The organism is Methylocystis sp. (assembly GCF_051061285.1).
Classification (GTDB): Bacteria; Pseudomonadota; Alphaproteobacteria; order Rhizobiales; family Beijerinckiaceae; genus Methylocystis.
The window spans coordinates 1-20,076 of record NZ_JBPFEA010000008.1; the positions used below are offsets into that span (position 1 = coordinate 1).

Annotated in this window: 22 protein-coding genes and 2 tRNA genes; 7 read left to right on the plus strand and 17 right to left on the minus strand. The window is 61.2% G+C overall.

All coding sequences use genetic code 11. The features are described 5' to 3' along the window. Positions 1-169: 169 nt before the first annotated feature. From ACR65T_RS02185 to tnpA, 6 genes are all read right to left on the minus strand, one after another. Complete coding sequence (locus tag ACR65T_RS02185) at positions 170-1,750, minus strand: efflux transporter outer membrane subunit (RefSeq protein WP_434494951.1); 1,581 nt, start codon at positions 1,748-1,750, stop codon at positions 170-172. Positions 1,751-1,880: 130 nt separating this feature from the next. After that, a complete protein-coding gene (locus ACR65T_RS02190) occupies positions 1,881-3,089 on the minus strand; it encodes an efflux RND transporter periplasmic adaptor subunit (protein ID WP_434494952.1) in 1,209 nt (402 codons plus the stop codon). Beyond that, positions 3,089-6,412 (minus strand): efflux RND transporter permease subunit, encoded by a 3,324-nt coding sequence (locus tag ACR65T_RS02195; RefSeq protein WP_434494953.1) that lies wholly within the window; start codon positions 6,410-6,412, stop codon positions 3,089-3,091. Before ACR65T_RS02195 ends, ACR65T_RS02190 begins: the two co-directional genes overlap by 1 nt. Further along, positions 6,409-6,606 (minus strand): hypothetical protein, encoded by a 198-nt coding sequence (locus ACR65T_RS02200; RefSeq protein WP_434494954.1) that lies wholly within the window; start codon positions 6,604-6,606, stop codon positions 6,409-6,411. The genes ACR65T_RS02195 and ACR65T_RS02200 overlap by 4 nt, the downstream gene beginning before the upstream one ends. Positions 6,607-6,901: 295 nt before the next feature. Continuing rightward, positions 6,902-7,108, minus strand: coding sequence for a hypothetical protein (locus ACR65T_RS02205; RefSeq protein WP_434494955.1), 207 nt, complete (start codon positions 7,106-7,108; stop codon positions 6,902-6,904). A 39-nt stretch (positions 7,109-7,147) separates the two neighbouring features. Then, positions 7,148-7,474: an IS66 family insertion sequence element accessory protein TnpA gene (gene tnpA, locus ACR65T_RS02210; RefSeq protein WP_434494956.1), complete on the minus strand. Its 327-nt coding sequence runs from the start codon at positions 7,472-7,474 to the stop codon at positions 7,148-7,150. Here tnpA and ACR65T_RS02215 point away from each other — a divergent pair. Continuing rightward, positions 7,473-7,766: a DUF3363 domain-containing protein gene (locus tag ACR65T_RS02215; protein ID WP_434494957.1), complete on the plus strand. Its 294-nt coding sequence runs from the start codon at positions 7,473-7,475 to the stop codon at positions 7,764-7,766. The two genes, tnpA and ACR65T_RS02215, sit on opposite strands and share 2 nt — an antisense overlap. Before the next feature lie 141 nt (positions 7,767-7,907). Beyond that, positions 7,908-8,138 (plus strand): hypothetical protein, encoded by a 231-nt coding sequence (locus tag ACR65T_RS02220; protein WP_434494958.1) that lies wholly within the window; start codon positions 7,908-7,910, stop codon positions 8,136-8,138. An 89-nt stretch (positions 8,139-8,227) separates the two neighbouring features. On the opposite strand, the gene ACR65T_RS02225 is transcribed toward ACR65T_RS02220, so the two are convergent. From ACR65T_RS02225 to ACR65T_RS02245, 5 genes are all read right to left on the minus strand, one after another. Then, positions 8,228-8,303: transfer RNA gene (locus tag ACR65T_RS02225), tRNA-Thr, on the minus strand. A 106-nt stretch (positions 8,304-8,409) separates the two neighbouring features. Next, complete coding sequence (locus ACR65T_RS02230) at positions 8,410-9,222, minus strand: TrmH family RNA methyltransferase (protein ID WP_434494959.1); 813 nt, start codon at positions 9,220-9,222, stop codon at positions 8,410-8,412. Continuing rightward, entirely contained in the window at positions 9,219-10,085 is an 867-nt protein-coding gene (locus tag ACR65T_RS02235) for a 4-(cytidine 5'-diphospho)-2-C-methyl-D-erythritol kinase (protein ID WP_434494960.1), read from the minus strand. Before ACR65T_RS02235 ends, ACR65T_RS02230 begins: the two co-directional genes overlap by 4 nt. Before the next feature lie 48 nt (positions 10,086-10,133). After that, positions 10,134-10,208, minus strand: a tRNA-Gly gene (locus ACR65T_RS02240). Between the two features lie 132 nt (positions 10,209-10,340). Next, positions 10,341-10,505, minus strand: coding sequence for a hypothetical protein (locus ACR65T_RS02245; RefSeq protein ID WP_170162507.1), 165 nt, complete (start codon positions 10,503-10,505; stop codon positions 10,341-10,343). A gap of 315 nt (positions 10,506-10,820) precedes the next feature. Here ACR65T_RS02245 and ACR65T_RS02250 point away from each other — a divergent pair, with 315 nt between their 5' ends. Next, entirely contained in the window at positions 10,821-11,369 is a 549-nt protein-coding gene (locus ACR65T_RS02250; protein WP_434494961.1) for a cupin domain-containing protein, read from the plus strand. 3 nt (positions 11,370-11,372) lie between these two features. On the opposite strand, the gene ACR65T_RS02255 is transcribed toward ACR65T_RS02250, so the two are convergent. Together ACR65T_RS02255 and ubiG are read right to left on the minus strand one after the other, a co-directional pair. Continuing rightward, on the minus strand, positions 11,373-12,020 hold the full coding sequence (locus ACR65T_RS02255) for an invasion associated locus B family protein (RefSeq protein WP_434494962.1): 648 nt from the start codon (positions 12,018-12,020) through the stop codon (positions 11,373-11,375). 75 nt (positions 12,021-12,095) lie between these two features. Beyond that, entirely contained in the window at positions 12,096-12,911 is an 816-nt protein-coding gene (gene ubiG / locus ACR65T_RS02260; RefSeq protein WP_434495013.1) for a bifunctional 2-polyprenyl-6-hydroxyphenol methylase/3-demethylubiquinol 3-O-methyltransferase UbiG, read from the minus strand. Between the two features lie 152 nt (positions 12,912-13,063). Between ubiG and ACR65T_RS02265 the strand changes: the two genes are divergently transcribed. The 3 genes from ACR65T_RS02265 (at position 13,064) to ACR65T_RS02275 (ending at position 15,323) form a co-directional block, all read left to right on the plus strand. After that, entirely contained in the window at positions 13,064-14,296 is a 1,233-nt protein-coding gene (locus ACR65T_RS02265; RefSeq protein ID WP_434494963.1) for an aspartate kinase, read from the plus strand. Positions 14,297-14,377: 81 nt separating this feature from the next. Next, entirely contained in the window at positions 14,378-14,809 is a 432-nt protein-coding gene (locus tag ACR65T_RS02270; protein WP_434494964.1) for a hypothetical protein, read from the plus strand. A 133-nt stretch (positions 14,810-14,942) separates the two neighbouring features. After that, a complete protein-coding gene (locus ACR65T_RS02275; protein WP_434494965.1) occupies positions 14,943-15,323 on the plus strand; it encodes a DUF2267 domain-containing protein in 381 nt (126 codons plus the stop codon). A gap of 3 nt (positions 15,324-15,326) precedes the next feature. Here the strand turns inward: ACR65T_RS02275 and murJ are convergent, their stop codons facing one another. The 3 genes from murJ to ACR65T_RS02290 form a co-directional block, all read right to left on the minus strand. Beyond that, a complete protein-coding gene (gene murJ / locus ACR65T_RS02280; RefSeq protein ID WP_434494966.1) occupies positions 15,327-16,856 on the minus strand; it encodes a murein biosynthesis integral membrane protein MurJ in 1,530 nt (509 codons plus the stop codon). A gap of 41 nt (positions 16,857-16,897) precedes the next feature. Beyond that, positions 16,898-17,314, minus strand: a complete 417-nt coding sequence (locus ACR65T_RS02285; RefSeq protein WP_434494967.1) for a hypothetical protein — start codon at positions 17,312-17,314, stop codon at positions 16,898-16,900. Between the two features lie 81 nt (positions 17,315-17,395). After that, positions 17,396-18,358 carry a glycosyltransferase family 2 protein gene (locus tag ACR65T_RS02290; protein ID WP_434494968.1) on the minus strand — a complete coding sequence of 321 codons (963 nt, stop codon included), beginning with the start codon at positions 18,356-18,358 and terminating at the stop codon, positions 17,396-17,398. A 91-nt stretch (positions 18,359-18,449) separates the two neighbouring features. Between ACR65T_RS02290 and ACR65T_RS02295 the strand changes: the two genes are divergently transcribed. Further along, positions 18,450-19,334, plus strand: coding sequence for a ChbG/HpnK family deacetylase (locus tag ACR65T_RS02295; protein WP_434494969.1), 885 nt, complete (start codon positions 18,450-18,452; stop codon positions 19,332-19,334). Here the strand turns inward: ACR65T_RS02295 and ACR65T_RS02300 are convergent. Next, positions 19,328-20,038, minus strand: a complete 711-nt coding sequence (locus tag ACR65T_RS02300) for a class I SAM-dependent methyltransferase (RefSeq protein ID WP_434494970.1) — start codon at positions 20,036-20,038, stop codon at positions 19,328-19,330. The two genes, ACR65T_RS02295 and ACR65T_RS02300, sit on opposite strands and share 7 nt — an antisense overlap. Positions 20,039-20,076 lie beyond the last annotated feature (38 nt).

A 20,076-nucleotide genomic window follows, 5' to 3' on the forward strand; every position in this document is an offset into this window, starting at 1 on the left:
GATCGAAATGATGTTCGCCAAGCTCAAAGCCTTGCTACGAAAGGCCAAGGAGAGAACCATCGACAAATTATGGGACCGCATCGGCGCCCTGCTCGACGAGTTCTCCTCAAAGGAATGCGCAAATTACTTCGCTCACGACGGTTATGCGTCATGTAAAACGGGGAACGCTCTAAGTTGGCGGTCGAGTGAGATGATTGTCTTCCGGGTTGTTTTCGGGGGGAACGGCGATCCCGCCCGCGGGAAGCGGCGTGGACAGATATTGATATTGGAGCGGACCGAAAGGTTGGATTTCGCTGTCCGCCGGCAGTTCTCCGCGATTCCATCCGCCGCCCAAGGCGCGAACGAGCTCGACAGATGACGTAATCAGGCGCGTCTTCACTTTGATGGCGTCGATACGCGCGGTGAGCGTCGCCACTTGCGCGTAGATGAGATCGAGGCTGGAGCCAAGGCCGCCACGGTAGAGATCCATCGTCAGATTTTGAGTCTGGAGATTCGCGGCGACTGTTTCGTCGAGCTTCTTTGCCGCCGCATTCAGGCGTCTGGTCAAACTCAGACCGTTCTCGACTTCTCTGAAGGCGTTGAGCACCGTCGAGCGGTATCGATCCTCTTTTTCGCGATAGGCGGACCAAGACTGCTGCAATTGCGCGCGGCGCAGGCCCCCCTCGAAAACAGGAAGCGAAATGGCCGATCCATAGGACCAAAAGCTGTTGGCCAGTTTGAGGAGGTTCATGCCGTGATCCTCAAAGCCGCCGTCAAGTCGGAATGCGACCTTTGGAAAAAACGCCGCGCGGGAGATGCCGATTTCCCGGTTCGCTTGCGCCATTTCGCGCTCAGCTGCGGCGATGTCGGGCCGTCGCTCAAGCAGCGTCGACGGAAACTTCTGCGGGATTCTCAAGGGCATAATTTTGAAGGCGCCGGCGGTCCCGACCTTGAAACTTGCCGGCGCGGTGTTGACGAGGATGGCGAGCGCATGTTCGACGACTTCACGTTCGCCCTGAATCTCGAGGAGCTTCGCTTCGGTGCCGGTCAGAAGCGCCTTGGCGCGCGCCACATCCAGCTCCGACGTGATCTTGCCCTCGAACTGTTCGTTCACGATCGTCAGTGATTGTTTGTAATAGTCGATAGATTGCTTGTAGGTCGCGACCTGAGCATCATAGCCGCGCAGCGTAAAATAGTCTGACGCGATTTCCGCCTGGAGACTTAAGCGCGCAAGAGCGAATTCCGCGGCGCGCCTCTCAGCCCGATACGTCTGGGCCAGCGTTTCATTTCGAATGGCGTACCAAAAGTCCGGCTCCCATGACGCGATGCCCACATCCGAAACCGAGGTGTCATAGATCGGCGAATCGGGCGCGCGAAACAATGCGTTTACCGACTGTTTGTTGTCGGAGGCGCCAAACCCCAGTCCGAGCCGCGGAAAAAGTCGCGACTTCGCCTTCATCATGATGTCGCGCGCCTGCACGAAGCGTTCAGCCGCCGCCTGCAAGTCCGGATTGGCCGCCATCGCCTGCATTTCGAGCCTGTCGAGGACCGGCTCGCGAAACAGCTTCCACCAATCGGTGCGTATCTCCGCATCCGACGGACGCGCCTCGACAAACGGGCTGGAGCCATGCCAGGACGCAGGCACGACAAGTTCCGGCGGCTCATACGCCGGTGCGAGATCGACGCCGGGCAGGGCGTTGCAGCCGGACAGGATCGAAGCGGAAACAAGCGAAACATAGCGCCCGAACTCTTTTCTCGATCTACTACCCATGCAATCCCTCGTTCGAGACGTTGGTCCCTCAATGCCGAAGACCGGCGCCGAGGCCCCCAAAATCCTGGCCAGTCTCTGTCATCAGCAGCGCGGATGTCCATTTCAGCCTTTCGCGTTCGGCGACGACCGATCAGTTAAGATCCTCCGGATTGATCTCGTAGCCGTTCGCGGGTTGAACGACGCGCACCTTGTCGCCCTCGAGCAAGGCGGCGCTGGGATTGCTGATCAATCGGTCCGTTTTCGACATCCCTGCCGAAATCTCGATCCTGCCGTCGAGCACTCTGATGATCTTGATCGGCTTAAAGTGAACGCGTTCGTCTTCGCCAACGACCGCCACCTGCGCGCCATGCTCTTGGAAGACAAGCGCACTTGATGGAATGGTAAGATTATTGGCGTCGATTGGAACGGTAAGCGTAACGGATGCATAGGACCCAGGCCAGAGCGACTTGTCTTCATTGTCGATCGTGAACTCGGTGACCGCCGTGCGCGTGTTCGGATCGAAGCCGCCGGCCACCGTGAGAAATTCGGCCTTGAAATGCCGATTGGCGAATTGCGGAACGGTGACGTCCGCCGTCAGGCCGGCCCTCAGGAAATGACCGAAGGCTTCCGGAACGGAAACGAAGAGGCGCATCTTGTGGATGTCCGCGACCGAAAACAGATTCGTCACGGCGCTGCGGTCGCTGATGTTTCCTTCCTTGTTGATATAGTCGCCGACATTGATGTTGCGCGACGTGACAACCCCATCGTATGGAGCGACGATGGTCTTGAATTGGAGTTGCGCGACAAAATTATTCACGTTGTGCTCGGCGGCCTCGAGATCGGCCTTGGCCTTTTTCTCATTCGCCTCCTGGACCGAGATCGACTGTTCAGAAACCGCATGCGATTTCCGCAACGCCACCCAGCGCTGCGCGGAAACAACGGCCAGATTGTATTGGGCGCGCTCCGCTTCCAATGAAGCCTTGGCCTGAGAATATTGCGCGTCAAGCGTCGGCGTATTGATTTCGGCGAGAATGTCGCCCTTCTTCACCTTCGCTCCGTAATCCTTATACCACATCTTCACATAGCCTGAGACCTGCGCGTAAATCGGCGCCTGGAACCAGGCTTCTATGTTTCCGGGAAGGACGATCGTCTCGGTCGGCGATCCAGGCTTTGGATACGTCACCGCGACCGTCGCGATCGCGTTGTCGAGCGTCTCCTGTTGCAGGAGATTCGACGCATGTCGACGCGCGTAGAATTCATAAGCGACGAAGAGCGCGAAAACCAACAGCGCAGCCCAAACCGCCGGTCTTCCTCGCACGTTCGTCTTCACATTCGCGATACGCAGAAGATCCGTTTTCATCAGAGGCTCTCGTCAGATTTGCGGTGATACACCATCGCGTAAACGCAGGGGACGAAGAAGAGAGTCGCGAAGGTCGCGACGGTGAGGCCGCCAATCACGGCGCGCCCGAGCGGCGCGTTTTGTGAGTTCGCCATCGCCATCGGCAACATGCCGATAATCATGGCCGCAGCCGTCATGATAACCGGACGAATGCGCGCATAGCCGCTTTCTAATGCTGCAAGTAGCGCGTCGCCATGCAGTTCCAGTCGCTCGCGGGCATAGGACACGACCAGAATCGAATTCGCCGTCGCCGTGCCCATGCACATGATCGCTCCCGTCAAGGCCGGCACCGAAATATTGGTGTGCGTCAAAAAAAGCGACCACGCTATTCCGGCAAGCGCGCCGGGCAGGGCGGTGATTATGATAAACGGGTCGAGCCACGACTGAAAATTTACGACGATCAGCAGATAGATCAACACGACCGATGCGAGGAGGCCGCCGATGAGTTCTATGTAGGCGGAATGCATCGTTTCCGCTTGGCCGTGAATCTCGAGAGCGGCCCCCCGCGGCAGTTCCTTCTCCATTTCCTCCGAGATTTTCTTCACGTCGGAAAGCACGCCGCCCAGGTCACGGGTTTCGGCGGACACGTAGATATTGAAGAGCGGCATGATGTTGGCGTGGGAGACGACGCCAGGCGTCCCTTTTACTGACAGGGACGCGGCGCTGCCAAGGAGTTGCAGGTTTGCTCCGGAGGGATCGAGCTCTCCCTTGTCCACCGGAATCGTCAGCAAATTCTGGACTTTGGTCAGCTGATATTGCGGCGTATAGACGTTGATCTGATATGAATTGCCGCTTTTTTGATCCAACCAAAACACTTGGTCGACTTGTTGGCTGCCTGAAAGCGTCATCAGCAGATTGTCGGCGATGTCTTTCTCCGTCAGCTGAATGCCGAGCCCGAGACTCCGGTTGCCTTCGACGAGCAGCGTCGGCGTTCGCATGGTTTGCTGGATGACGACGTCCACGGCGCCATTGATCTGGCGGATCTTGCTCGCCAGTTTTCGAGCAAACTCATAGCTCTCCAGGGGATCGCCCCCATTGATTTGCGCATCGATCGGCGAAGGCGACCCGAAATTGAGAATTTTTGCGGTCAGATCCGCCGGCTGGAACGTAAATTCCGTCCCCGGATAGCGTTCTTTCAGACCTTTCCGAAGTATGCGTCGGAAATCCCATACCGGCGACACCTCGTCCTTTAGAGTGATGGTCATGTCGCAATCCTGCGGGCCGATCGTTGGCGTTGGGATAAACGCCAGATTATGTGGACCTACCGGAAGGCCGCAGTTGCTGACGATGTCCTCGACCTGGTCCGGCAGGAGCCGTTCGATGTCCTCCGAAATCAATGACGCGACGCGCCCGGTTACTTCGATGCGCGTTCCGAGAGGCAGGCGCACATGCATCTGAAGCGTGCCGGATTTGATCTCCGGAAAAAACTCCTGGCCATTGGTGAAGAACAATGCAGTCGACGCCACCGCGCCGACGAGAAATATTGTCACAAACCGTCGGCGATTGTGGAGCGTGCTCCGAAGGAGCTCGGAGTAACGCTCGCGCATTGTTTGGAATCCGCGCTCGAAACCCTCTTGAATTCCACCTAGGAACCCTTTCCGCTCATGCAACCGCTGATCCACCTCTGGGAGGGGCACTGCGAAGTGCGACAACCCCCCATCCCCCGCCAAAGCGCTGCGTTCCGCGTCACTGTTCGCGAGAGCTTCGATCTCGTCTGCGGTCGGGAATTTTCGTAGACCAGCAAGCCCCAAAGTGGGCTCATCATTTTTCGCAGGGTCAGTCTCGGCGGCATGTGGGGAGCCATGGTCGACAAGAAGGTATTTCGCCATCGTCGGCACCAATGTGCGCGACAGAATGAAGGAGGCGATCATCGCGAACATCACCGCTTCGGCCATGGGCGTGAATAGCCAGCCCGATACGCCGGTCAGTTCAAACAACGGAAACCAGACGATGATGATGCAGGCTGTCGACACGAAGGTGGGGATCACGATCTGGTTGGCCGCATCGATAATCGCCGTTTCCAACGGCTTTCCCATTTCGATATGTGTGTCGATGTTCTCGATCATAACCGTGGCGTCGTCGACCAAGATGCCGACGGCGAGGGCCAGTCCGCCGAGGGTCATGACGTTGATCGTCTGACCAATCCAATGAAGGCCAATGATTGCGCTCAAAATCGAGAGCGGAATTGACGTCGCGATGATGACTGTGGCGCGCCAGGACCCGAGAAACAACAAGACGACCAGACCGGTAAGCGCGGAAGCGAGCGCCATTTCGCGCAAGACGTCCTTGATCGAATCTTTGACGAAGACCGACGCGTCATTGAGGAGTTCGACCTTGACGCCAGGGGGCGCGATTTCCTCGATGCGCGGAATCGCCTTCCTGACCCCATCGACGACATCAAGCGTAGAAGCCTCGCCGCTCTTCATGACGACAATCAGCACAGACTGTTTGCCGTCCACCAAGACCGCATTGATTTGCGGCGGCCCGCCCAGGCGCACGTCGGCGACATCGCGCATGTAGACGGTGGCGTTTCCTATGCGTTTGATCGGGATGTTGTTGAAATCCTCCACCTGCATCGGCGTCGCGTTGGTCTGCACCAGCCAATCTGTCGCGTGCAGCTTCATGTCCCCCGCCGGCAGCACGATGCTCTGATGGCCGAGAGCATTATGCACGTCGGTAGCGGTCAAATGCCGCGCGAGGAGCTTTTGTTGATCGAGAGACACCAGCAACTGCTTGTCCTGACCGCCGTATGGATGCGGCAGGATCGCGCCCGGTATCATAACCAGGAACGGCCGAATTTTGTTTTTCGCCAAATTGTATAGATCGGCCGGCGTGAGATTTTCGGCGGTGACTTTCAACATTGCGACCGGAACCGACGACGCCTCCAGCCTCATGACCATCGGCGGCGAAATGTCCGGCGGCAGCGCCTTTGTCACCGTCTGGGAAATCGAGTCGATATCGGCCTCCGCTGCGGCGAGGTCGATGCCCGGCTGTAGAAAAATCTTGGTGATGCTGCTGCCGTAATAGGACTGGCTTTCGATATGTTCGATGCCTTCGACGTTCGTCGTTAAGGCCCGCTCATAGTAATAGGTAATACGACCCGACACCTCCTTGGGGAGGAGTCCGGCATAGGACCAAACAACGGCCACAACCGGAATCTTGATATTCGGGAACACGTCGGTCGGCGTCTTAAATATCGCCATTATGCCGAAAAGAAGAATGCAGATCGAAAGAACCACAAACGTATAAGGACGTCTCAAGGCGATAACGACGACACTATTCACTGTGCAACTCCGTCACGCGTCAAGCGGTTCAATATATTGAGATTGCAATATCCTATAAATTGGAAATCGGTGTTGCTGGATTTTGAATGCTCGGAAACATTTTTCGTCATTCGCAATTCGCCAATCTCGGAGAAAGCTGGCCGACGAACCGCTTTGTCGTGCAATTGCCAGCGCATCGAGCCCTGCTGCGTCAAGATGGTTCTCCATGTCACGATGGTTCTCGATGGGTTGTGCAACTCGAGTCGCGTGGCGAGAACCCTCGCGCATTAGCGTTCGCCGAGTCGCGCTTCATGCGTCGACGCAATTTTGCCATGTCGCCGAACCCATCAAAGTATTATGCGGGAATCCGGGCGCAGACCGCCGGATGACCCGCTTGCATGTAGGTCCGCTTCAGGATCTGGATGGCGATCGTTTCACGCGTCCGCCTAGCTGGCCGGACAGGGCGGCCGAAATCCTTCGATCAAGACCGCAGCGTTGAGTTGCCGGCGCTCAGCTCGGCCGAACCGGAACAGCCGGGAACTGCCTGCACTCCGCCGAAATTTTTACATTCGAGCCGTATCGCGTGGTAACAGGCGTTTTTTCGGCGAGAGCCCTTTGCTTCGTTATTTTACACTCGTCCATATTGGCCGCATCGAGAGTCTCCGTGTCGATGACCTGACCACTCAACAAATAGGCAATGACCAACACTGTTTTCATGCTCTCATCTCCGGCCGGGCAAAAGTCCGATTGCTAACTTTACTCTTGGGATAATGGCTCTGCTGCGGCGCAGTATGACTGTATCTTTTCTGGTTTGTTGATCCAGGAAACGAAGAGCGCGCCATCGCGGCCAAGACGGCGCTTCTGCTGACGCAGTTCCGCCTGATGCTCCACATGTTTGCGCGCCGATTCCTTGCCGGCCAGATATGTCAACCAGCGATCGAACATGCCCTTCGTCAGACGATGCTGACGACAATATTCCGTTGGTGTCAGACCGCTGCGACGCCACGAGCGTCTGACCGACGAACTTGGCGAGCGGCTCAGCCTCGTCGTCGATGGTGTCGACGGGCGCGTCCACCACGTCATGGCGGAGGCGGGCCGGGTCTGCGTTCCGGGCGGCGACTATGGCGCCTACGTCGAAAGCCATGTGCGGCGGCTGGAGGCCCTGCGCCGGGCGGGGATCGTGGAGCGCATCGACGCCGCCCATTGGCGTCTCCCCGCCGAGTTCGAGGCGCGAACCGCAGACTATGACGCCCAGCGGGGCGGACGGGTGACGCTGCGCGTTCTTTCCACTCTCGATCTCGAATCCCTGATCGACGCCAATGGCGCAACTTGGCTCGACCGGGAGATACGTCGTCCAGTCGCACGCAAATCATAGGCGCCAGGTTTGGCGCCGAGGTCGACAGGGCGATGAGACAGCGCAGAGAGACACTCGTCGAAATGGGTCGCGCCAGACGCACGCCGGATAACGTCGTCCACGCGCCGGGAGCCGGATCAAGTCGAGAGCTTCGGCGCTTTCATGCGGGAGCGCATAACCACCGGCGAAACCACCTTCCGGAAGGCCTATCTGCGTTCGATCGTCGACGCCATCGAGGTCGACGACAAAGTCTTCCGCATTCACGGCTCAAAGGCCGGTCTGGAACAGGCCGTTATCGCGGGAGAACAAATCGGCAAGGGTATTCGCAGTTTTATACGCAAATGGCGCGCCCGAAAGGATTCGAACCTTTGCCCCCAGATGCGTAAATTCTGATTTTTTTGAAACGACCAACTTGCTGGTCACCATTTGGTCACCAAGAAGATTTTAGCGCGATCTTGTTTTTAGTAAGACATTGTTTCTATTGGTGCCGGTTGCAGGATTCGAACCCGCGACCTACTGATTACAAATCAGTTGCTCTACCAGCTGAGCTAAACCGGCCCGTGGCGTCATCGAGGCGCATCGCGCGACATCTCTATGCGTCCAAGCCGGCGGAGAGGTCAATCCCGCGTCGGCGCTCACCCGAGCCTCATCCCCAGCCCCACGCTCACCCGAGCCGCGTCGTCACGACGCTCAACGCTGCGGCGCAGGCGTTCGACACATTGAGGCTCTTGATCGGCCCGGGAAGATCGAGCCGCGCGACGGCGTCGCAGCGTTCGCGCGTGAGCCGTCGCAATCCCTTGCCCTCGGCGCCGAGCGCGAGCGCCAGCGGCTTCGACAGCGGAATGGTCGTGAGCGATTCGGCGCCGTCCGAATCCAGTCCGATGCGCGCATAGCCGCGCTCGGCGAGTTCGTCGAGGGCGCGCGCGAGATTGACGACGGAGACGATCGTCGTGAATTCCAGCGCGCCCGAGGCCGCTTTGGCGAGGATGCCGGAAAACTCCGGACTGTGCCGTTCGGTGACAATCACCGCGTCGACGTTGAAGGCGCAGGCCGTGCGCAGGATCGCGCCGACATTATGCGGATCGGTGATCTGGTCGAGCGCGAGCACGATTCCGCTGACGCTGACGATGTCGGAAATGTCCGCCTCCGGCAGCGGCCGCGCTTCGAGCAGCAAGCCCTGATGCACGGCGTCTGGACCGAGCCGCCGCTCGAGATCGCGCGCGTCGATGAGCCGCGGCTCGAGTCCCGCCGCCCGCGCGAGCTCATTGATGCGCGGCAGCGCGGTTTCGGTTGCGTAAAGCGTCAGCAGCTTGCGCTTGCGCGCGGTCAGCGCGGCGCGCACCGGATGCGCGCCGTAAAGCGTGACGAGGTCGGGCGAGGCGGAGCGGAACGGGCTGCGCGTCTCGGACTGAGCGATGGGCCCGCGCCGGCCCCTCTCATGCGCGCTGCGGTCCTTGGGCGGCGGCCGGCGGGTCATCTCAGCACGGCCGTCTTGACCCACCATCCCGGATGCTGGGCGCGAATGACGCTGGCGGCGCGCACAGCCTCGCGCCGGGTCGAAAACAGCGCGAAGCATGTCGCGCCCGAGCCGGACATGCGCGCGAGCCTGCAGCCGCGGGCGCCGCGTAACAGGGCGAGCGCGTGGACGATCACGGGCGCCTGCAGACAGGCGGCGTCTTCGAGGTCATTGCGCCCCTTCGCCAGCGCCGCAAGGAGTTCTCCAGCGCTTGGCCGGGCGGCGATCTCGGCATGCGCGGCGCCTTCGCGCAACGCGCCCGGTCGCAGTCCCAGCGCGGCGAAGACCGGTCCCGTTGCGACCGGCGCCCCGGGGTTGATCAGCACGGCCGGCAGGAGCGGAAGGCGAATCGGTTCGCCGAGCGTTTCGCCGGCGCCGCGCATCATCCGCGCTCGCGGGTTGAGGCAGACCGGCACGTCCGAGCCAACGGCGCGCGCGACCTCGATGATGCGCGGGTCGTCCGGCGCGAGATGATTCGCCTTGGCCAAAAGGCGCAGCGCCGCGGCGGCGTCCGACGAGCCGCCGCCAACGCCAGCCGCGACGGGCAGGCGCTTCTCGAGTCGAAACCGGCCGAGTCGCAGGCCTTTTATCTCTTCGGCGAGCCGTCGCGCGGCGCGCAGCACGAGATTGTCGTCGCCGGCGCCCGCGGCCGAGGAGGTGGGGCCCGAAATATCGAGCGACAGCGCGTCGCCCGGCGTAAAGGACAATGTGTCTCCCGCGCCGGAAAAGGCCACGAGGCTTTCGAGCGCGTGATAGCCGTCTTCCCGACGGCCGAGGACATGCAGCGTAAGATTGATTTTCGCGGGGGCGCGCGTCGTCAGCATCTAACCCCGGTCTCCGCAGTGGGGGCGAATTCGCGGAGCGCGTTGAATTGGAGCGGGCGAAGGGATTCGAACCCTCGACCCCAACCTTGGCAAGGTTGTGCTCTACCCCTGAGCTACACCCGCATCCGTCGCGCCGGTCATGCGTAACGCCGAACCGTCGCGGCGTCGTTATGCCGGAAACGAATTTGCTTTGCAACTGGCGCGACGCGCCTGCGTCGACGCTCCGGAAGGGACGGCTCCCGGAGCGTCGCGACGTCACTCGATCATGCGCGCCGTGTTGCCGGTGTTTCCGGTGATGTTGGCGCTGTCAGGCGAGATCCAATGCGGAACCCAGGTAAGAGCGACGATGACGAAAGCGGTGAAGCCGATCAGATACACGAGGATCTTGCCGACTTCGCCGTCGTGAACATTAACGGCCATTTGCCTCTCCCATTTTGTGTTGTTCGGCTTTCGCCGGAAGGACAGGGACGGCGACGGATGATGCAGCGATGAAAACCGCCGCCGTCCACCAGGACAGCTACAGGGGGACTGCCATGGCTGGGCGTAGTCTGCGGAAACGGCGCACGGAAACAAGGACCACAGACAGTATTTCTGTTGGTCAAATACTTGGTATCATGAATTTTATACTTGGTGGTCCTAGGCGGCGCCCGATGCGCCGGAATGCCTGCCGTTCGGCCTGCCCACGTGTTATCGAATTCTCCGCCGTCGCCGTCGGCTCAAACTGAAGGGTCCGCCATGTCCGAAGCTCTGAGCTATGAAGACATCGTCGATCTGCTCGCGTTGGAGCCCAACGCGACGTGCGGCTTCGTCCGCATCACCTATACGAGCAAGCTGTCCTTTGGCGCGGACGCCTTGCCGCCGCCCTTCACGCGCAGCGGGCCAGTGGGTTCAGCGCTCTACTTTCTGGTGACGCCGCACGCGCCGGTTCGGCTGCACCGAATCCGCAACGATCAACTCTATCATTATTATCTGGGCGATCCGCTGGAGCTGTTCATGCTGCATGGCGACGGCTCAACCGAGCGCGTGGTGGTCGGACCGGATCTGCGCGCCGGCCAGCGCGTTCAGCTGCTGATTCCCGGCGACACTTTTCACACAGCGCGGCTTCTGGGCGGCGGACGCTGGTTTTTCGGCGCCAGCACCGAATGGCCGGGCGTCACGCCGCAGGACGTTGAAATCGGCGATCTCGATCAACTGGCGTCGAAATATCCTAGCGTGGCCTCCGAGGTCCGCTCAATCGCGGCGTCGGTCAAGAACGTTCCGATAACGGCAGTCCGGCCGCGGTAGGAGCTACTTGCACTCCTGCACGGCGCGGGCGAGCGCGTCCGACAATCCCTTGAGCGAATAGCTGTCGGTGGTGCTTGTCCCTTTAGACGAAGCGGCCTTGACGATGAGCTTGGCGCCGCCGCGCATCGCGCCGACGAATTCGCGCTCCCGCGACTGATCCTTCACCCAGGCGTTCGTTCCCTTGGTGATCAGTTCGTAGCTGTCGCCGTCGATGTCGGCGATCGCTGCGGAGCCGTCCTTGGTCGGATAGCCCAGATTGATCGCGACCTCATTGTGGATATTTTCCGCCGGCCGCGTCGAGATAAAAATATAGGCGGAGGTGTCTTTGAGCTTCGCTTTCGGCGTCCGCTCTTTCGGCTGCCCGAGCGCATAGCAGGTCCTGATGCGCCCGCTCTGGGCGGCGTAGGCGCCCCATTCCCCATAGCTGCCGAGCTGCTCCGGCTTGTCGGAGCCTTTGTCGGCCGGTTTCTCGGCTTTGTCGTTTTTGGTCGGCTTTCGCTTGTTGGCTTTGCCGCTTGCGTCCTCGGCCGGGGCGTCCTCGGCGCCCGGCTTGGGCTTCGCTTCGGCAGCGTTAAAAGCGAAGGCGATCGCCAGTCCGATGGCGGCGACAGCGACGAGAAGACGGGAGCGCGTGCGAGAATCTCTAAGCATAGGCTCAGATTTTACCGGCGACGGCGGGCGCGAACAAGAGCTTCAGCGCGTTCTCGCTCCTCGGCCGCCCCGAGCCTAGCCTTCCTTTCGAGCCGCCATCAAGTAATTGACGTCCGTATCGTGGCTTTTTCGCCAGCTTCTGGTCAGCGGCTGGAAGCTCATCCCGACACGGTCGATCTCCCGCATGCCGCCCTGACGGACCCATGACGAGAGTTCGTCCGGTCGGATGAATTTGTCGTGGTTATGGGTGCCTTTCGGCACCCAGCCGAGCACATATTCGGCGGCGACGATGGCCAGCAGATAGCTTTTCGTCGTCCGGTCGATCGTCGCCAGAAAGAGTAGCCCGCCGGGCTTCAGCAGCCGGCCCAGCATGGAGATGAATTCCCGTGGCCCTTCCACATGCTCGATGACTTCGAGCGCCGCCACCGCGTCGAACTTCTCGCCGGCCGCGGCGAGGTCTTCGGCGGTGATATTGCGATAATCGACGTTCAGCCCGGACGTTTCGGCATGCCGTTTCGCGATGGCGATGTTGTTGGTCGCAGGGTCGACCCCGGTCACATGCGCGCCGAGCTGAGCCAGCGACTCGCTCAATATGCCGCCGCCGCAGCCGATATCGGCGATGCGCACGCCCTCCAGCGGTCGGTCTCCGGGCGCGTTTAAGGCGCTGGCGTCATGTCGGATGAACCGGCGCACGTGATCGCGGATATAGGCGACCCGAATGGGGTTGATCTCATGGAGAATCCCCATCTTGCCGCTTCTGTCCCACCAGAGCTCGGCCAATCGGTTGAAGCGCGCGACGTCTTCGGGATCGACGCTGGCGGAATGAGGAGAGGACTGATGCGGCAAGAGAAACCTCGCGAAGATGCCGAGAATTATGCGCAAGCTCCTCATCCCTGAGGAGCGCGCGAAGCGCGCGTCTCGAAGGACGAGGAGCTTGCGCATAATACCCTTGGCGGAGCGCTGCCGTTGACAGGTCCGCCGACGCGGACACATATAACGCCGCTTCCCGTGGGACGCGAGCGCCTCGCCCATTTTCGGTCTTCATGTCACGCCTGGTTATGAAATTCGGCGGCACCTCGGTCGCCACCGTCGAACGCATCCACAATGTCGCGCGCCATGTGAAGCGCGAGGTGGATGCTGGGCGTGAGGTCGCTGTGGTGGTCTCGGCGATGGCCGGCAAGACCAATGAGCTTGTCGGCTGGTGCAAGGAGGCGGCGCCGCTTTGCGACCGGCGCGAATATGACGCCGTCGTCGCCTCGGGAGAACAAGTGACGGCCGGGCTTCTCGCGATGGCGTTGCAGAAGGCGGGGATGCCCGCGCGCTCCTGGCTCGGCTGGCAGGCGCCGATCTACACCAACTCCACGCATGGCGCGGCGCGGATCGAATCGATCGACGGCTCGGGCATCATCGAAGGCTTCAGCCGCGGTGAAGTCGCCGTCATCGCGGGCTTTCAGGGCGTGCACCGTGAAACCGGACGAATCACGACCCTCGGACGTGGCGGCTCGGACACGAGCGCCGTCGCCATCGCGGCGGCGATCAAGGCCAAGCGCTGCGACATCTACACGGACGTTGACGGCGTTTACACCACCGATCCGCGCGTCGTGCCGAAGGCGCGGCGCATGGACAAAATCGCTTTTGAAGAGATGCTGGAAATGGCGTCGCTTGGCGCGAAGGTCCTACAGGTGCGCTCGGTCGAGGTCGCGATGGTGCACGGCGTGCAAACCTATGTGCGCTCGTCCTTCGACGATCCGGAAAATCCGGGGCAGGGGACGCTGATCTGCAACGAGGAGGACATTGTGGAAGCCCAGGTCGTCACAGGCATCGCCTTCTCGCGCGACGAAGCGCAGATCACGCTTCGGGGGGTCGCCGACAAGCCGGGCGTCGCGGCGGCGGTGTTCATGCCCTTGGCCGAGGCGGGAATCAACGTCGACATGATTGTGCAGGTCGTCTCCGAGGAGGGCATGACCGACATGACCTTCACCGTGGGAACGGCTGATTACGAGCGCGCTTTTGCACTCGTCGAAAAGGTCAAGGACGCGATCGGCTTCGCGAGCATAACGGGCGAAAAGGACGTCGCCAAGATTTCCGCGATCGGGATCGGCATGCGCAGCCACGCCGGCGTCGCCGCTGAGGCGTTTCGCGCTCTGTCACAGAAGGGCGTCAATATCCGCGCCATCACCACGTCGGAGATCAAATTTTCCGTGTTGATCGACGAGGCGTATACCGAACTCGCCGTTCGCACGCTGCACTCGCTCTACGGCCTCGACGCCGCTTAGTTGGGCGGCATAGCCACGCTTGAAGGTCAGCGTCGCCGCGACATCTACCGCAACCACAATGGTTCGCGTGGAGGATGTCCCATGGAAGAGCTTACCAGTAACGTCGTCTCCGAGACGAAACTTGATCCGACGGTCGCCAAAGCGGCGCTCGGCCTCGTCCTCGGTTTTCTTCGCGACGAGGACACGACCGGCAATATGCAGATAATGATCGCCAAGATGCCGCGCGCGCAGCAAGACATCGAAGCGGCGCAGTCGGTTGGCGACGGCGGCGTCACACAGGTCATCGAAGGCATGACGAGCTTTATCGGCCACGGCCGCGCCGATGTGAACATTCTTGCCGGACAGCTTGAAAAGCTCGGAATCAGCGAAGCTCAGACCGATGCTTTGGTGCGTGAAGTCCTGAAACGCGCCGAAAATATCCTTGGCGCCGAGGGCGCCGAGAAGATCAGGAATATTCTGCCGGCCCTGCGTGAGCGTACCGACTCTCCGACGGATCTGCGCAAACGGGCGTAACGGTCGGGCTGACGCGCGTCGCGCGCGCGTCAGCCCTCCGGCGGGCATATAAGCGCAATCGAAACGCGCTTGATTTTCCTTCCTGTCGCGGCGACAGTCCGGCGTCTTTCGGTTTGCGAAGGGGAGGCCTGCAATGGATGAACTGGTGGCGCGCGTCTCGGCGGCCCTTGGCGTTGACGCAGAGGTCGCCAGGACCGCGGTAGGTCTTGTTTTGGGATTTCTTCAAAAGGAATCGCGTGACGGCGCCGTATCGGAATTACTCGCTCAGCTTCCCGGCGCCCCTGAGGCGATCCAGTCCGCCGAATCCGCGGGCGGCGGAAGCGGGCTTGCGGGCTTGATGGGGGGCATGGGCGGGCTGATGGGTCTTGCCGCCAAGCTGAACGGCGCCGGCATCGACATGAGCCAGATTCCAAAACTGGGTCATGAGATTTTCGGCTATGCCGAAGAGAAAGTCGGGCCGGAAAAACTGCGGGAGATCGTCGATTCGATCCCAGGCATAGCGCAGTTCGTTTGATCCCTATCGTCTGAGGCTTGCGATCGTCACGCCGCTCGCGCGCAGCGCCCCGAGAAGGGCGCCCGCGTAGACGAGCGCGCCGACGACGGCGAGCGCGGTGAGTGCGACGAGGTTGGCGAGCGCGCCGAAATGCGCGCCAAGCGCCAAGGCGGATGAACGCCCGAAAATGGCGACAGCGGCGAGAAAGGCGCTGGCGACAAACGTCGCGCCGAGCGTCTTCACGAATATGGCGTCGAATCGCATTCCTTCCTGGGCGAGCGCGAGTCCGACGAGCGCGGCGAGGTTGATCCACAATCCGACGGACGTCGCCGTCGCGAGCCCGACCGCGCCGAGCGGTCCAAACAGCACGACCTTCAACGCGACATTCGCGGCCAGCGCCGCCAGCGCGATGAGCATCGGCGTTCTTGTGTCGCCGCGCGCCTGAAAACTCGCGCGCGCCGAGGCGATCAGCACGAGCGCCATCAGACCGGCGCCATAGGCGGCGAGCACGTCCCCGGCGGCATAGGCGTCGGCCGCCGAGAATTTGCCGCGCTGGAAGAGCCCCGCGACGATCAGTTCGGGAATCGTGTCGAAGGCGATGAAGAACGGCGCCGTGGCCGCGACGGTGAGCGCCATGGTTCGGCTCTGCGCGTGAAGCGCGCCCGCCTCATCGCCGGCGGCGAGCCGGCGGCTCATTTCGGGCAGCAGCACAGTCCCGGCGGCGATGCCGATGACTCCGACGGGAAGCTGGTACAGCCGCTCCGCGTAAGAAATCGACGACACGCCGCCGTCGGGAAGCATAGATGAAAGAATTGTGTCGGCGAGCACGGCGATCTGCGGACTGGCCGAACCGATGATCGCCGGCGCCAGTCGGATGAAGAAATCACGCACGCGCGACCAATGCGGCCTGCGCAAGCGCTGCAGGACGCCGATGCGCCGCGCCTGCCACATCAACAGTGCGAGTTCCAGAACGCCCGAGACGGTGACGCCCCAACTCGCCGCATATCCGGCATTTGGAAAAAGGAAGGCGACGGCCAGCGCCGCCATCACCGTAAGATTCATCAAATTTTGCGCGAAGGCCGGAAGCGCGAAACGCCCATGAGCGTTCAACGCGCCTTGGTGCAAGACGAAAAGGGTGATGAAGAGCAGATAGGGAAAGGTTATGCGGGTGAGATTGACGGCCAGCGCGAATTTTTCCGGACGGTCGTCGAGGCCCGGCGCGATCAGCGAGACGAATTGTGGGGTCAACGCCCAGACGATCGCGAGCAATATGATCTGCGACGCGAGCAGCAGCGTGTAGACTTCGCCGGCGAATTCCTCGGCCGCCGCGTCGCTTTCCTTCTCGATCGCCATTAAATAGGTCGGGACGAAGGCCACACTGAACGCGCCTTCGCCGAAGATCGCGCGAAAGCTGTTGGGCAGGCGCTGGGCGATGAAGAAGGCGTCCGAGACGGCGCCCGCGCCCATGATCGCCGACTGCATGGCGAGCGACAGAAATCCCGTCACGCGCGAGAGCAGGGTGAAGCCGCCGACCGAGAGCAGATTGCGAATCATCGCAATCGTCCTAGCAGGATTTGGTCAAGCCTGCGCTCCCATCAGTGCTGCGGGCAGTGCAGGGAGTATCCGCCAGTGATCGTGGCAAGCTCGTCGCCCTCGCCCCGAGACCAGTGGATGTTGGCGCTGCGTCGGCATTTGTCGGAAATGTCGGCCCGGCGTTCGTATGTGGCGATATCCTTATCCTCATCCACCGTGAATCCGTCGTCGCGCAGTTCGCCGATGAGATCTTCGACTTCCGTGGAGCCGGGATGGAAGCGCTGCGTGAGTCGCGCCTGGAAGAGCCGCTGGTCGGCCTCGGTTTTCGATTCGGGCAGGCCCTCGAGCAGGGTCGGCAGCGCGGGGGGCGCCACGAAGCGCCACATGCGGACGCCGAATGCGCCGAATAGCGCAATCAAGGCCGCGGCGATGATGATGTTCCTGCCGCGCAGTAGCGAACGGCCTGCATCGGTGCTCATGGATTCACGCCTCGTCCCCAGTGTGCAGTTGCAGCGCGTGACGCATCTCGAAAGCCCGCCCGCTTTCAGTTTGTCGACGCCCTAGTCGCCCGCTTTGCCGTTGGTTGCTTCGTTCTCGCCCAGCCTCTCGGCGACGAGATAGAGCGGCCTTCCCTTTACCTCATTGAAGATGCGCGCGACATATTCGCCGAGCACGCCGAGCGAAATCAGCTGAACGCCGGAGAAGAAGGCGATCGAGACCACCAGAGTGGGAAAGCCCGGCGTATCCACGCCAAAAACCATGGTGCGGGCCCAATAGTAGCCGGCCATGGCGATCGCGAAGGCGGAGATCGCTAAACCGACATAGGTCCACACCTTGAGCGGAATCGACGAGAACGACATCAGCCCGTCGAGCGCAAATCGCGCAAGCTGAACGAAATTGAATTTCGACGTTCCGCCGGCGCGGCTTTCTACGTCGAAGGGCACGCCGATCGATTTGAAGCCGATCCAGGCGAAGAGGCCCTTATTGAAGCGCGCACGCTCGCGCATCGTCAGCAGCGCGTCGACCGCCTGCCGGTCGAGCAGGCGGAAGTCGCCGGCGCCCGGCGGCAGGCGCACGTCGCCAAAGTTCTCCAGCAAACGGTAAAAAACATGTGTGAACGCAATGCGCAGCTTGGGATCGGTCGCTCTGTCGATGCGCTGGCCGTAGACGTTCTTATAGCCTTCCCGCCACTTCTCGATGAATTGCGGGATGACTTCCGGCGGGTGCTGCAGGTCGGCGTCCATGATGACGACCGCGCGTCCCAGCGTGTCGTCGAGCCCGGCGACGATCGCCACCTCCTTGCCGAAGTTGCGGGAAAGCGACAGGGCGCGAAAGCGTGGCTCCTCGGCGCAGAGGTCGCGTATTATCTCCAGGCTCTCGTCGCGGGAGCCGTCGTCGACGAAGATTGCTTCATAGGAGACGTCACATGCGTCAACAGCCGAGGCGAGTCTGGCCGCTAGCGAGCGAAGATTTTGCGCTTCGTTGAAGACGGGGATCACTAACGATAGATCGGGCCTGTTCATGGCGGCGTTTAAACCAATATTTATAGGCGGAGCATAGGATTAACAGGCGCAGCATAGGCGAAGTCGCCTGGGCGGCGCAAAGGAGCGGGCGATGGTTGATAACCAGATTGTTGCGGTATGCGCGGACGATTACAGCCTGTCTTATGGGGTTAGCGCCGGCATTTTGGAAGCGCTCGACGCGGGGAGGCTCACTGCGGTTTCGGCTTTGGTGAATGGTCCCCGCTGGCCCGCCATGGGGCTAGAGCTGTCTCGCCGCAGTCGAAATGCGGACGTCGGCCTGCATTTCAATCTCACCCTGGGGCGGCCTCTTACGTCGATGCCGAAGTTCGCGCCGAATGGAGAGTTTCCTCCGCTTGCCAAAGTTGTTCAGATGGCTTTCGGCCGGCGTTTGCCAATGGACGAGATCCGCGCTGAGATCGATCGGCAGTTGGACCGGTTCGAAGCGGTGATGGACCGCCCCCCGGACCATGTCGACGGCCACCAGCACATTCACGTCCTACCTGGGATCAGGACGGCGCTGCTTGACGCGATGGAGGCGCGAAAGCTCGGCGGCCGGGCCTGGGTTCGCGACGCCGGGGATGGCTTACATCGCATTCTCGCGCGCTTCGCCAACGCGCGCAAAGCGCTCTCCGCTCTGTCGCTGGCTGGCGGCTTTCGCCGGGAAGCGCGCCAGCGCGGCTTCGACGTCAACGACGGCTTCGCGGGATTCTCGGATTTTCACCCGAGCTTTGACTATGCGAGAATCTTTCAAAGCTATCTTCGAGCGCCTGGCCGCAGACATCTCATCATGTGCCATCCAGGCCATGTCGACGAAGAGCTGTGCAAGCTCGATCCGGTGACGATCACGCGTGAGCAGGAGCTTGCTTTCCTGCTGTCGACGCGACTGCCGGAGATGCTGGAGAAGCGCGGCCTGCGTTTGGGTCGTCTATCGCAGGCGGACCGGAACCTAAGCGCCGCGCAAGCGGCGCCTCAGTAGATCCCTTCGAAGGAGATCGGCGCCCGTTTCTTGCCGTCCTCCAAATAGATGTCTTTCAAAAACGACGCGCGTCGGCGGTTGAAGGCCTGCAGCCACCAGCCGTCGCCCAGCGGATCGAAGACCGGCGCGTCGGTTCGGCGGAAGATCGCGGTCGAGCCGATAAACTCCACCTTTTCGAACATCTGATCTTCGCTCAGGAAGTCCGCGAGCCGGCTGATGGTTGGAATATGAATGTCGTCGATGACGAGCAGTCCGTCCGTCTTCAGGTGCGGATAGAAGTAATAATATTCGAGCTCGGGGAACGGAAAGCCGTGCGGACCGTCGATCAGGACGAGGTCGTAGCGACAATGGTCTTCGTGTCGCGGCAGCGTGAGCTGAGTTGGCCCAAAGACAAGGTCGAGGCGGTCCGGACGCGTCGCGGGACAGTTCAAGAAATAGTCGACGCTGGACGCTTTCTGTCCGCGATCGTCAAAGCAGAAAACCTTGTGCCGTTCGGCGATGCGCGAAAGAAAGATCGTGGATTTTCCGCAGCCCGTTTCTGCCGAGAAGATCTCGGATCCGGTCAGCAACCGCTCGATGCGCAGCAAGGTGCGCAGGGGCATCGAGCCCGCGCTGTGGGCGAAGCCGTAGGCGCGCTCATAGTCGCCGATTTCGGCGGCAATATTTTTGTCGCGCGTCGCCTGGGCGCGCAGGGGCGACGGCATTGACGAGAGGGGAGAGCTCCAAAGCCTTCGCCGCACTC